12 protein-coding genes are annotated in these 13,657 nt (G+C 46.5%); 10 read left to right on the top strand and 2 right to left on the bottom strand.

The window, feature by feature from the left end:
- The 5 genes from WD077_13190 to WD077_13210 form a co-directional block, all read left to right on the top strand.
- The coding region (locus WD077_13190; GenBank protein MEX0968189.1) for a hypothetical protein at nt 1–918 on the top strand (918 nt) is incomplete at its 5' end.
- A gap of 250 nt (nt 919–1,168) precedes the next feature.
- The gene (gene mnmA / locus WD077_13195; protein ID MEX0968190.1) at nt 1,169–2,266 is read left to right on the top strand and encodes a tRNA 2-thiouridine(34) synthase MnmA; all 1,098 of its coding nucleotides are present in this window, start codon (nt 1,169–1,171) and stop codon (nt 2,264–2,266) included.
- Nucleotides 2,267–2,328: 62 nt separating this feature from the next.
- Nucleotides 2,329–3,015, top strand: coding sequence for a hypothetical protein (locus WD077_13200; GenBank protein MEX0968191.1), 687 nt, complete (start codon nt 2,329–2,331; stop codon nt 3,013–3,015).
- A gap of 60 nt (nt 3,016–3,075) precedes the next feature.
- Nucleotides 3,076–4,716, top strand: a complete 1,641-nt coding sequence (locus WD077_13205; protein ID MEX0968192.1) for a S8 family peptidase — start codon at nt 3,076–3,078, stop codon at nt 4,714–4,716.
- 212 nt (nt 4,717–4,928) lie between these two features.
- A complete protein-coding gene (locus tag WD077_13210; protein ID MEX0968193.1) occupies nt 4,929–5,399 on the top strand; it encodes a hypothetical protein in 471 nt (156 codons plus the stop codon).
- A gap of 215 nt (nt 5,400–5,614) precedes the next feature.
- Here the strand turns inward: WD077_13210 and WD077_13215 are convergent, their stop codons facing one another.
- Together WD077_13215 and WD077_13220 are read right to left on the bottom strand one after the other, a co-directional pair.
- Nucleotides 5,615–6,748: an OmpA family protein gene (locus WD077_13215; protein MEX0968194.1), complete on the bottom strand. Its 1,134-nt coding sequence runs from the start codon at nt 6,746–6,748 to the stop codon at nt 5,615–5,617.
- A gap of 123 nt (nt 6,749–6,871) precedes the next feature.
- On the bottom strand, nt 6,872–8,926 hold the full coding sequence (locus WD077_13220) for an adenylate/guanylate cyclase domain-containing protein (protein MEX0968195.1): 2,055 nt from the start codon (nt 8,924–8,926) through the stop codon (nt 6,872–6,874).
- 266 nt (nt 8,927–9,192) lie between these two features.
- Here WD077_13220 and WD077_13225 point away from each other — a divergent pair, with 266 nt between their 5' ends.
- The 5 genes from WD077_13225 (at nt 9,193) to WD077_13245 (ending at nt 13,273) form a co-directional block, all read left to right on the top strand.
- Complete coding sequence (locus tag WD077_13225; protein MEX0968196.1) at nt 9,193–9,396, top strand: hypothetical protein; 204 nt, start codon at nt 9,193–9,195, stop codon at nt 9,394–9,396.
- Nucleotides 9,353–10,135: an SRPBCC domain-containing protein gene (locus tag WD077_13230; GenBank protein ID MEX0968197.1), complete on the top strand. Its 783-nt coding sequence runs from the start codon at nt 9,353–9,355 to the stop codon at nt 10,133–10,135. Before WD077_13225 ends, WD077_13230 begins: the two co-directional genes overlap by 44 nt.
- A gap of 217 nt (nt 10,136–10,352) precedes the next feature.
- Nucleotides 10,353–11,669 (top strand): 30S ribosomal protein S12 methylthiotransferase RimO, encoded by a 1,317-nt coding sequence (gene rimO / locus WD077_13235; GenBank protein ID MEX0968198.1) that lies wholly within the window; start codon nt 10,353–10,355, stop codon nt 11,667–11,669.
- A gap of 86 nt (nt 11,670–11,755) precedes the next feature.
- Nucleotides 11,756–12,643: a tetrahydrofolate dehydrogenase/cyclohydrolase catalytic domain-containing protein gene (locus WD077_13240; protein ID MEX0968199.1), complete on the top strand. Its 888-nt coding sequence runs from the start codon at nt 11,756–11,758 to the stop codon at nt 12,641–12,643.
- A 3-nt stretch (nt 12,644–12,646) separates the two neighbouring features.
- A complete protein-coding gene (locus WD077_13245) occupies nt 12,647–13,273 on the top strand; it encodes a 7-carboxy-7-deazaguanine synthase QueE (GenBank protein ID MEX0968200.1) in 627 nt (208 codons plus the stop codon).
- Nucleotides 13,274–13,657 lie beyond the last annotated feature (384 nt).

Raw genomic sequence — 13,657 nt, forward strand, 5'->3', positions numbered from 1 at the left:
GTAGAGGTGACGCAGGACAGGCGGCTCCATACTTACGTTGCAGGGAAAGCCACTGTGAATATTGACGGCACAGATCACGAGCTTGCCGCAGTTTATCGCATTGTGAGTGCAGCAGGTGCTGGCGGTTACACCATTATTGATACGCTGATCCATCCTTTTATGGATCGTTCGCGAAACAACCTGGGCTTCCGGATGTCGGATTTGCAGGTAGAGATCACCGGGCTTGCCACGCGGGCCGATAATGTTCTTTATGTGGCGCGCACCGGGCCGATATATAATCCGGCATCCACCGCCAGACCCGATAATGCGGTGCTGTTTTTTAATCCTGAAGGCGAGGATATTGGTTATGCAGCAGGCCTTAGTCCTGAAAATCCAAGCCTGAAATCAATTCTTGGCGTTTCTTCTATCGCCACTTTTGCCACACCACCACAGCGCCTGGCCGGTGTGGATGAATCGCACGATTTCTTGATAGCTCAGGCTGCGCAAAATGTTCCCGTAGAATTCCGGGTTCTCTGGATCAGGGAGAATTTCAATCCGGATGCAGGTATTCGCTACGAAGAAAATCCTGCCCTCCTGGAGCGGCCGGATGAAAATCCAGGCAACATGCTATATGCGCCCTATCGCTTCAGCAACCCGCAGGATGTATTTGTGGCGACCGATGAAACCGGATATATATTCGTGGTAGATGCGGGGTTGGATTCTTTGTTCCAGTTCAACCGCCAGGGATTTGAGGGAGTCAGTCCGCCTCCTTCATCAGGAATTTCAGGCCGGGCGATCGTGTCATTTGGCGGGCAGGGAAGCGGCCCGTTCGAGTTTATGGATCCTTCGGGCGTATGCTATTACGAGGAAATGATCTATATAGCCGATCGTGGAAATAACCGCATCATGCGCTATAGGCTGAATACAGATCTGGAATAGCAGTATCAATGGGATTATTCAAACGGAATTTTATCTTACTCATACTTCATAAAGAATCCTGATTTGAGGCTTTTAATTAAGGGTCCATTTAAAAAACTGGCAGCACGCGCGACCTGATATTATTAACCCGGACGATTTTTACCATTCCTTTCTAGGCCAGCCACAATTTAATATGGCGGCTGGAATAGATTGTGCATAAAGGCGCAAAAATTCTGAGCGCAGGTTTTTCATCATTCAACGATTAAAGGAAGTGAGCAAGCACGGACGTGTATTAATGGCCATGAGTGGCGGCATAGACAGCACTGTAGCAGCAGTTATGCTGAAGGAGCAGGGCTATGATGTAATTGGCATCACCATGAAAACCTGGGATTACGAAACTTCTGGTGGGAATAAAAAAGAAACCGGTTGCTGCAGCCTTGATTCCATTAATGATGCGCGGGCGGTGGCCGTGGAAAACGACATTCATCATTTTATTCTTGATATCCGCAATGAATTCGGAGATCATGTAATTGACTATTTTGTAGATGAATACGTGGCGGGTAGAACGCCCAATCCCTGCGTGCTTTGTAATACGCATATCAAATGGGAGGCTCTCCTGAAGCGGGCAGACAAGCTTGATTGTGAGTTTATCGCAACAGGCCATTATGCCAATAAGCGCCTGGAGAATGGCCGGTTCGTAGTATCCAAAGGCAGGGACGAGTGGAAAGACCAAAGCTACGTGCTCTGGGGCCTGACGCAGGAAAGCATGGGCCGCACCCTGTTGCCGCTTGGAGGCTATACCAAAACTGAGATCAGGCAAATGGCGCTGGATCGTGGCTACGATGAACTGGTGAAGAAAAGCGAAAGCTATGAGATATGCTTTATACCTGACAACGACTACCGCTCTTTCCTGAAGCGCAGGGTGGAAGGATTGGAAACTCAGGTGGCAGGAGGAGATTTCGTTTTGACCGATGGAACTGTGGTGGGGAAGCATGAGGGTTATCCATTTTATACCATTGGTCAGCGGAAGGGGCTGGGCATAGCGCTCGGAAAGCCCGTGTTCGTTACTGATATTGATCCCAACAGTAATACCGTTACGCTGGGTGAGGAAACCGACCTGGAGCGCTCCTCAATGGAAGTGTACAAGGTGAACCTTCAGAAATATGATACCCTGATGCCCGGCATGGAGGCGGTGACAAAGATCCGCTACAAAGACCAGGGAGCACATAGTATTCTCACGCCTTTTGAAGACAACCGCATCCGGGTTGATTTTCATCATGAAGTTAAGGCCATTGCTCCCGGGCAGTCAGCCGTATTTTATGAAGGAAATGACGTAATTGGCGGAGGCCATATTTTAAAGAGTATTTAATTAAAGATTAAAATTTCAATATTAAATAGCGTTTTAAAATTAAATTTAAAAATTAAAATAAAATGAAGAAGTACCTTGTTGGCGTTGCCTGCCTGTTGTTTTTAATTTCTTGTAAAGATGAAGTTATTGATCCGGTAAAAATGTATGAGCAATATTACAGGGTAGATACCGGCTATATTTATTATTATCGCGTGGATTCTGTGCGCTACAGCAATTTCGATCCGGACAATGTAGATACGGTGGTAAACTACCTGCGTGTAGAATTTACAGAACCTTATACTGATCAGGCCGGAGAAACTGCCTATAAAGTGAAGCGCTCTGCGGGCAAATCCGAACATGGTCCCTGGACCCTTATGAACGTGTGGAGCGTTAAGAAGCTGGACAATGCCGTTCATTTCACTGCTGAAAATGTGAAGTATGTAAAAATGGTATTTCCGGTGAAAGAGGGTGGAACCTGGAATGGCAATGCTTACAACACCGGGGGTGAAGCAATTTACACCTACGCGAATGTTCATAAGCCAAAGGCGGTGGGCGATCTCTATTTCGATTCCACAGCAACGGTTGTGGAATTGGCGGATTCCAACCTCATTTTCCAGGATATGAAGAGTGCTGTATATGCTACCGGTATCGGGCTGGTGCATAGCGAACGAAAGGAAATGGAGACGCAACCAGATCCCGGCAATCCCGATGTTTACTCCCGCGATGGCTACATCACGCGGCAGAGCCTGTTGCGGTACGAACTCAAATAGCCTGCAAACCTGTGCCGGGCGGGAGTTCTCATCCCACCGGCACGTAATTGAGACCTTTTAATGAAATGGACAATACCAGCCCTGTTCCTGCTTTTCCTGGCCCCACAATTATTTGCGCAGGACTCTACTTTCAAGTTCCAGGTTTCATTTACTGATAAAAACAATAATCCTTATTCCCTGGACAGGCCGCTAGAATTTCTCTCGGCTGAGGCAATGGAGCGCAGGGAAAACCAGGGGATTCTACTGGATTCGCTGGATTTGCCGGTAACGCCCACCTACCTTGCTCAATTACGCCAAATGGGCGTGCGTGTGTTGTTTGTTACCCGCTGGTTCAATTCCGCTGTGGTGGCGCTGGAAGATAGTTCGTTGCTTGCAGATATTCAGTCGCTTCCTTTCGTGAAGGGGGTGGAATACCGGGGTACTGCGGAGGGCATGGAAATAAATATGGCAGATACGGATACCAACCTGTTTCTTCCCGGAAAACGGAATTACGGCCAGTCATTTAATCAAATTCAAATGATGAACGGGCAATGGCTCCATGAGCAGGGATTTCAGGGAGCAGGAATGCGCATCGCTGTGCTGGATGCAGGTTTTACCCGGACTAACCAGTTGCTTGCTTTCGCTGACCTGAATGCCCGGAACGGAATTGTTGGCACCCATGATTTTTATCAGGATACCGCTTCTGTATACAATTTTGCCAGCCACGGTACCTATGTGCTTTCCGTGATGGCGGGTAACCTGCCGGGAGCGCTGACCGGCACGGCTCCGGCAGCGAGTTACCTGCTGCTGAGGACGGAGGAGGGCGCTACAGAATACCTGACCGAAGAGATAGCCTGGGCGGCAGGTGCGGAATATGCTGACAGTGCCGGGGCTTGGCTCATCAACTCCTCGCTTGGCTACCATTTTTTCGATGATTCCACGATGAACCACACCTATGAAATGTTTGACGGGAATACCACCATCATAACAAGGGCTGCGGATCTGGCAGCCTCCAGAGGTATCCTGGTGGTGAGCAGTGCCGGGAACCAAGGAGACCGGGCTTTTGGTAAGATTACGGCACCTTCTGACGCGGACAGTATTTTGGCCGTAGGCGCTGTGATACCCGAAGCGGAATATGCAGGTTTCAGCTCACGCGGCCCTTCGGCTGACGGACGGGTGAAGCCGGAAATAGCGGCACAGGGTGCAGCAGTGGAGTCTGCCTCACTGGATGACCTGGGAACCGTTCCCATCAACGGAACTTCACTGGCAGCTCCGTTGGTAACCGGACTTGCAGCTTGTTTGTGGCAGGCATTTCCGGAGCTTAGCAACATGCAGATCCGCGATGCCATCATCAGAAGCGCCAGCCAATATAACCAGCCCGACATTTTTCTTGGATACGGAATCCCTGATTTTCACACGGCTTTCCAGATTTGCCGGACAATGACGGGAGAAGCAGTTGCTGACGAACATATCATCAGCGTTTATCCTAATCCCTTTTCCCATGAATTTTACGCCAGTTTTTTTACTCCCGGAGCGGCAGATATTGAGGTGAGGCTAACTGACCGGACCGGCCGTGTATTGGAGCGCTGGCAAATTTCCTCACCGGGTGAGGGAACGCTTAATCATCATTTCCGGGTACCGGAAAACGTATCGCACGGCATCTATTTCCTGAGCTTTCAGAGCAATGAAAATGTATATACAAGGAAGGTTTTGAAATTGTAAATTTTATGATCGCAATTTTGCTGAAAGGCCTGATATGGAGATACAAAATGCTGAATCCTGCCAAATGAAAAAGGGAGTTCTATCTTAGCAACCTCAATTTACGGGTGACGGGACATTAGAAGGGATGCCGCACACAGCATGAAAGGTGAGCAATTGCAGGTAAAATGAACCGGGACCAGAAACTTTAAATCACCCAAGTAAAAAACGACATTATGGATGCTTACACTTTTTTATTGGTTCTACATTCCATCTTGCGATGGTTGGTCCTGATCTTTTTGGTACTGGCAATTTATCGTGCTTTTAACGGATTGCTTACCAACCGGCCATTCACAGCGCAGGACAATAAACTAAGAGCCGCAACCCTCGGTATCGTTCACCTTCAGTTTCTTGCAGCATTGATTCTGTATTTTGTAAGCCCCGTTATTCAATCCTTTATGAATAACTTCCAGGAATCCGTGAAGATAAGCGAGATCCGGTTTTTTGGGATGGAGCATAGCCTGATGATGTTGGTGGCCATTATTCTCATTACAATAGGAGCGATTTCCGCCAAGCGAAAGAAGACGGATCGAAAGAAGTTCAAAGCAATGGCTATCTGGTTTTCCATCGGCCTGCTTATTATCCTGATCAATATTCCCTGGCCCTTTTCTCCCTTTGCAGAACGTCCCTGGTTCAGGTGGTTTTGAGAGGGCAGGAGGGGAGAGGGTTGATTTCACAACTTTGATTTGCATTGCTTGCTCTATCCAACACCTGCAAATAACCACCGATTTTGGCAAAGGATTCTCCATCCAAAGCAAACCTGAAAAACTTCAGACAATTTTATTTGACAAGGACACATTACAGATTGAAAAAAGCGGATAAATGTTCAGGGGATCTCCTCCGGGAGACTGCCGGGAATTTTTTAATGAACTAATCTGATTTCGATTGTAACCCGTCTGTTCTTTTGCCTGCCTTCTGCGGTGCTGTTGCTGTCAATGGGTTTTGTAAGTCCCATGCCTTCAGTCTTTATATAGGCCGGATTTATCCCTTTTGAAATTAAATAGTCTGACACCGCCTGGGCTCTCGCTTCGGAAAGTTTCATATTAAAATTGAAGTCTCCCACACTATCTGTATGGCCAATTACATGCAACCTTAATTCTTTTCCGTAAAGGTAATTAGCTATGGAATCCAGCATTTTAAATGATTCGCGTGGAATTACTGCCTCATTAGGTCTGAAGTTCAAATCGTGAAGCACAATTTCCTGTATTTCTTCATAACAGGGGTTGGCATGTTCTAGCGATTCAGTTGCGGGATAAAGCTCAACATTATCAATATAATAGTAAGCGAACAGATCCTCAGAATTTCTTTCTCGTATTTTTTTCTTTTTAGTTTTTTTAACAGAAAGGAAATTTCCAATGATAATGTATTTCTCACCTCCTTTAGCTGTGAACGTAGTTTCTAGTTTCTGCCATTCCGAAGTTTCCTGAATGAATACATTTTTAAGATAAATTAAAGGATTTGCCGGATAAGGATGGCAAAGTTCGGGTCCGGTGCGAAGTATAATGGTGTCGGAGGTAGCAATCCCTAATCCATTAGAGGCATACTTTACCCAGGAGGCATGAGCATATTGGAGGCGTACTATATATTTCCTTCCCGGGACTAAAGGCTGGCAAAGTGGTGCCGTGATGTATTCACGATAGCTCTTTTCTTTAATGCCCCAGTTATTCCCCTGCATCTGCGTGATGAGGCCGCACCAGCTTTTGTTTGTGTCGTTCGAAAGTTGGTTGTCATACTCACTGGAATCCGGATTGGAGCTAGCCTGGAAGTGATCCACTGTGCATATTTTTCCCCAGCCTGTTGCGAAAAAGGGTAATCCAATATCATCCATTACTATTGAGCGATTTGGATTTTTTCGCTTTTGTTCAAAACCTGAATTTTTCACCAGGTTTTGTGCTGAAAGGGAGCAGGGGAATATTAAAACCAGAAGAAGATTTACTGTGGTAGTTTTTATAGTAAAATTCTGCATTGTCATATCATCCCAATTGTTCAAAAGCATATTTAATTTTGTAAACACCCAATTATCAAAATCTGCTTTTTATTCCTCTAACCATTCAACTGCCTCATCAATATCTGCCGGCAGCGTAATGCAACGAACCCAGGCCACCGTAGCAAAGGTGCATCATGCTTCCTTTTTTCCGACTACAAAATACATGTCTATCTGGCCTTTGTTTTTAGCGTTAATCTTTCCCCTGTATTCACAATTAAAATCTGACTTTATATGGTCAAAAGTTGAATGTGAAATATTAACTCTGCCCACTGATGAATTCTGCTCCATGCGGGCTGCGATATTCACGGCATCACCCCAAATGTCGAATTGATATTTGCTTTTGCCTACCACACCAGCCACCACCGGCCCGGTGTGTATTCCGGCCCTGATTTCCGCGCCCAGTTTCCTTTCGCCTCTTACTGCATTAGTAAATTCCTGCAGTTCGAGTGCAGCCATTACCACATCATTAGGGCCCGCATGGTTTTCATCCGGCATTCCGCCTACTGCCAGGTAAGCATCCCCGATCGTTTTTATTTTTTCGAGTTTATATTTCGACACAATGTCATCGAAATTGCTGAAATAATAATCAATTTCATCCACCAGGGCCTGAGGTTCCAGCTTTTCCGCTATTTTTGTAAAATTCTTGACATCAATAAAAAGCAGCGTTACATTTATGTAGAGCCGGGCCTTAATACTCCCATGCTGTTTAAGCTCTTCTGCAACGACTGAGGGCATTATATTAAGCAAAAGGTCGTCTGACTTCTTTTTTTCGATCTCCAGATTAAACTTCTGTTTTTCGATTTCGCGGGTACGTTCTTTTACTTTATGCTCAAGATCAGCCGTAGTTTGTTTTTCAAGCCGCAGGGCCAGCCGCTGTGCTTCTTCTTTTTGGTTTTTTATAATTCGATATTTATCGCTTAAAGCAAAAGACAGGAGGATCACTTCCAGGGCTGCCCCTATTTCAACTCCGTGCGTCACGAGGTCGTTGCCAGGCAATAATCCAAAATTTCGTAGAATAACCAAAGTTGCTCCGGTAAGGTAAAAAGTCCAGGCCATAATAAAAAACCGGGCAGCGCTGTTCCCTCTCCTGTAGCTCACGATACTGCTGGAAAAAATCACTATCGCATTTACGCCCAGAACCACGGCTGCCATAGTTCCTACGTAATGATAGCGCATAAAAAATGTAGCAATAATTATAAATATTGAAGCTGCCATTATTACGGTATGCATATAATAAAGTGGCCTCGAATATTTCTTTAATTCAAGGAAGCTTCTGGAAAAAAGGGCCGAGCCAAAACCCAATACTCCCATTGAAATATTGACAATATAATTGCCTGCCCACATTGGATAATCTGATAACAGGTAGCGGTACACGTGGCCATTAATAGAAGAGAAAAACATTAAATTTCCTAAAATAGCGATGATATAAAAAAGATAGTTGCGATCTCCCAGGGACAGGAAAACAAAAAAATTATAAACCAGCATTACCAGCATCACCCCATAATAAAGCCCGAACAGCAGTTCCACCTGCACGTCAGATTCGTAGAGCGCTTTGAGGCTATAAATGCGCAGGGGAACCTGGTAGGAGCCCTCTGTTCGCACCCAGAGATAATATGGCGTAATGCCCGGTTTGGCATTGAGATCCATTACTACATACCGGTGCTGAAATTCACGACTATCCACCGGATAAAAATCACCCGCCTCGAGCATGTTCCAACCTCCCGTGGAGGAGGGCGAATAGAGCCGAATACTGTCGAGCACCGGATACTTAACCGTCAGCATCCACCGCTCCGAAGCGGGCGCAGTGTTATCTACATAGAACTTAATCCAGAAATTTGATTTGGTGTAGCCGAAGTTCAGGCGCTCCTGCGCAGACCGCGTAAAACTGCCCTCAAATTCCGCTGAAGTGATTTCCTCAATGCCAACAGAATTGTCAGTGTCTTCATAATAGTAGACGTATGGTCCCAGGTTATAGCTTTCTGATTCCTGCGATAAAGTCAGCACAGCCTCGTCCTGGCCGAGTACAACAAAAGGCAATGCAGTGATGAAAAGCCACAGCCAGAATACCAGTATTTTCCCGATAGTTGGTTGGCTTAGGGGTTTGGATATGTAGTCAGGAGTCAGCATACGGCACAGATCAGTGAAAGCACGGAAAAAAGCGGGCCTGCGCCCTGGCGAGGTTTCCATAGATATTCAATTAGATAGAAGCCCTGGTTCCATATCTCTTTCACTTTATAAATCTGTCGCAAAATAGACATTATTGGAACGAAATATCATCCGCATAAATACTAAGAAGTTTTTGTTAAAATCAGGGCATTCAGGAGTTTTAACCGGATATTACGACCAGAAACATAAAACGTTGCCCTGTCGGAAATTGCCCGGACGATTGACGTACCACACCCTCTGTTTTGCTGTCTGCATATTTTAAATTTGCATAAATAAATTGCACAGCCATGACACTACAAACCATCAGAAAATCCATCGGCATAAATGCACCGAAAGAAAAGGTGTGGAACGTATTGCTCCAGGACGAAACTTACCGCATCTGGACTTCAGCTTTTGAACCCACCTCTTACGCGGTTACGGATTGGAAGGAGGGAAGCAAGCAAGGTATTGTTCCTGACCAAAGACGGCAGCGGCCTGGCCAGCCGAATTAAGAAGCATGTCCCGAACGAGGAAATTGTGATTGAGCATTTGGGTGTGGTCGCAAATGGCGAAGAAAATTATGACTCCGAAGAAGCCAGGGACTGGAAAGGGGCGCTTGAAATTTATCGCGTCAAATCGCATAACGGGAAATCTGAGTTGAACATTGAATTGGAAATCGGCCCCGATTGGCTGGCCATGATGGAAAAAATGTGGGACGATGCATTGCCTTTAGTTAATGAACTTTCGGAAGCCGCGGTGGGCAAGCCGTTTATCATCACCAGGACTTTTGATGCGCCCCGCGAGGAAGTGTATAAAGCCTGGACAGAAAAAGAGCAAATGGCCAAATGGTGGGGCCCGTCAGGTTTTAAAATTGACATTAAAGAAATGGAGGTAAAGCCGGGAGGTAAATTCCATTATAAAATGGAAAATGAGGATGGCGATGCCATGTGGGGCCGTTTCGCCTATCGCAGTATTCTGGCCCCGGAAAGGATCGTTTTTATAAATTCATTTTCTGAAGAAAACGGAGGAATAACCCGCGCCCCGTTCGATGAAAACTGGCCACTGGAGATGCTCAATATATTGAGGCTGGAAGAAGAAAATGGCAAAACCAAAATGACTTTGCAGGGCGCAGCCGTTAATGCCACCAGGGAAGAGCGTAATACCTACGAGGAGGGGTTTGAAAATATGCAGGAAGGATTTCGTGGCACTTTTGATAAGTTGGATGCACATTTAAAGAGAGTTCGGGGATAGAGTTTATTTTGGCTTTGAGAAATAAAATAGGAAGCGGTGGTTTGAATTAATTTCCATAAGACAAAACGGTTATTTAATTTGAATTATTAAAGATGATTCTACCATGAATATGGTGTAACATATATCATAATCATTTACTCAATGCCCTGAGCAGGGCGGGCGTGTTCAATTCTGTGGAAACCTTTTTGCCTACGGCTGCCGCTCAAAGCAATGCTGAATGAAAGCCAATCCGAATAAATCAAAGCGCGTGAATGTACAAACCCTAGGCTGCTCCAAGAATATATGGGACAGCGAAATGCTGATGGGGCAGTTGCGCGCCAACAAGATGGACGTGGTTCATGAGCAGCAAACCCTCAGGAGCGATACTGTTGTGATAAATACCTGCGGGTTTATTGAAAATGCGAAGCAGGAAAGCATAGACACCATCCTAGAATTTGCCGAAGCCAAAAAGGAAGGCAGGATCAACCACCTCATCGTAATGGGTTGCCTGAGCGAACGCTACCGTGATGATCTCCAACTGGAGATCCCGGAGGTGGATTCATGGTTCGGAACCCGGCAACTTCCGGACGTGCTGAAAGCGCTGGAGGCTGACTATAAATATGAATTGCTGGGCGAGCGGCTGCTTACAACGCCTTCTCATTATGCCTTTTTCAAGATAGCCGAAGGTTGCAACAGGCCATGTTCCTTCTGCGCCATTCCAATTATGCGTGGCGGCCATCAGTCCTTTCCCGTGGAGCAACTTGTGGCGCAGGCAAAAAGCCTTGCCAGCCAGGGCACCAAAGAGCTGATTCTTATAGCGCAGGACCTTACATACTACGGCCTCGATATTTACGGAAAACGCACCCTTGCCGACCTGCTCCTGCGCCTCAGCGATGTGGAAGGCATTGAATGGATAAGGCTGCAATACGCTTACCCCTCACAGTTTCCGGAGGACATTCTGCCAGTAATGCGCGAGCGGGCCAACATCTGCAACTACCTTGATATGCCGTTGCAACATGCCAGCAGCAATGTCCTCAAAATCATGAGGCGGGGAATAACCAGGCGCAGGACAGAGGAACTGCTGGACAAGATCAGGAATGAAGTTCCCGGAATTGCTCTTCGTACTACCATGTTGGTGGGCCATCCGGGTGAAACGGAGGCAGACGTGCAGGAACTCCTTCAATTTGTGCAGGACCAGAAATTCGATCGTCTGGGCGTTTTTCCTTATTCGCATGAAGACCATACCCATGCATTTTCGCTGGCCGATGAAATTTCAGAAACTGAAAAGGAAAGCCGCGCAGAAAGAGTAATGGAGGTGCAGCGCGAAGTATCATTTGCCAAAAACCAGCAGCGCATTGGCCAGGAACTAAAGGTGATGATTGACCGCGTGGAGGGGGAATATTTTGTAGGCCGCACCGAGTATGATAGTCCCGAGGTGGACAATGAGGTGCTGGTGAAGGCCGATGGCCAGTATTTGCGCATTGGCGACTTTGCCAGGATCAAGATCACAGATGCGCTGGAATATGATCTTTTTGGCGAAATCATCCCTGATTAAGAAACACTCCCCCGAGATTGTATTATTAAACTTCCAAAGGATTAAACTTTGGATAAATTTGCTGTCCTTCTAAAGCACGATAATCAATGCAGCTACTGGACGGTAAAGCCACCGCAACTTTTTTTAAAGAACATATTAGAACGGAAGCCCTGAAGCTTCTTGAGAAAAACGGCAAAAAGCCCCATCTGGCGGCTGTACTCGTGGGCAATGACGGAGCCAGCCAAACCTATGTGGCGCATAAAATCCGTGCCTGTGCCGAGGTTAGTTTTCACTCTTCCCTAATTGAATTTGACGACACTATAGCCGAATCAGAACTCCTGGAAAAAGTTGATGAACTCAACCAAAACCAGGATATTGACGGGTTCATCGTTCAGCTTCCGCTGCCTAAGCAAATTGACGTAAACAAAGTAATACAGGCCGTGGATTATCGCAAAGATGTTGACGGCTTTCATCCCTTGAATATTGGCCGGATGGTGAAGAACCTTCCCTGTCTGCTGCCGGCCACACCCCTGGGCATCGTCATGTTGCTGGAGCATTACAAACTGGAAACAGCCGGGAAACATGTGCTGGTAATAGGCCGCAGCATGATCGTGGGCACGCCCATCAGCCTGATGCTATCGCGCGATACTTATCCGGGCAATGCCACGGTGACCCTGGCCCACCGCTATTCTGATCAGGAGCACATGAAAGAGCTTTCAGCAGAGGCTGACATTATCATTACGGCAGTGGGTATTCCCGGTTTTTTGGGGCCGGACATGGTGAAGGAAGGCGCAGTGCTGATTGACGTTGGCACCACCCGCGTACCCGATGCCACACGCAAGAGCGGTTACCGCCTGCGGGGCGACATGCAGTTTGAAGCCCTCAAAGAAAAGTGCAGCGCCATGACGCCCGTTCCCGGTGGCGTGGGGCCAATGACCATTACGGCATTACTTCTGAACACACTCCGGGCTGCCAAACAAGAGATTTTTGCATAAACCGTGACCCATCCTATACCAGCATCCACAGCCGCCAAACTGCCGCTGATGGAAGCCTTTTACACCATACAGGGCGAAGGCGCCTTTACCGGCCATGCCGCCTATTTCATCAGGCTGGGAGGCTGCGATGTGGGCTGCGTTTGGTGTGATGTAAAGGAAAGCTGGGATTTTGATGCACATCCGTACGTGGCGGCAGATGCTATTGCAGATGAGGCCGCACGGCACCCGGCCAGAATTGCCGTAATAACTGGCGGTGAACCGGCACTTCACGACCTCACAGAACTTACAGCGCAACTCAAAGCCAGGAACTTTCAAGTCCACATCGAAACCTCCGGCTCCAGTCCGCTGCATGGCCATTTCGACTGGATCACACTTTCCCCCAAGAAATTCAAATTCCCGATAGCTGAAGCATATTCCGCAGCCCACGAGCTCAAGATCATCGTATTCAACAAATCAGACCTGAAATGGGCGGAACAAGAAGCCACCAAGGTCCGCCCCCACTGCAAGCTCCTCCTCCAGCCGGAATGGGGAAAACGCGAGCAGATGATGCCTCTCATCACTCAATACGTAATGGCAAATCCACAATGGCACATTTCGCTACAAGTGCATAAGTATTTGGATATTCCATAAGGGGGTAAGTTTGTCAGGAGAAATCAAGATAAATTCTTCAAATATCCTAACACCGTTTTTTTGTGGTATCTAAACTAGTAATTTTTTATTTTGTTGTGTAAGCCAAATTTCTCTTTTGTAATATGAAACATGGTACTTGAATCCCATTCTTCAAGAAATTAAATAGTGCAGGAAATAATTCTTTCATCGGTATCTAAGCGGGTTATTGCTACCCTGGCGTTTTGAATTCGGCAGCAATAGCAATATAAATTATCATGAGTATACTTTAAAGGATATATATTTATTCCGAAACACTTCCAGACACCTGTTTTTGTAATAATTTATAGCGAAAGAGGGTGTAATTTAAACTCTGTCTTTTGAGAAGTGAATAATTTTTTTACACTA

This window comes from Bacteroidia bacterium, from assembly GCA_040880525.1.
Lineage (GTDB): Bacteria > Bacteroidota > Bacteroidia > CAILMK01 > JBBDIG01 > JBBDIG01.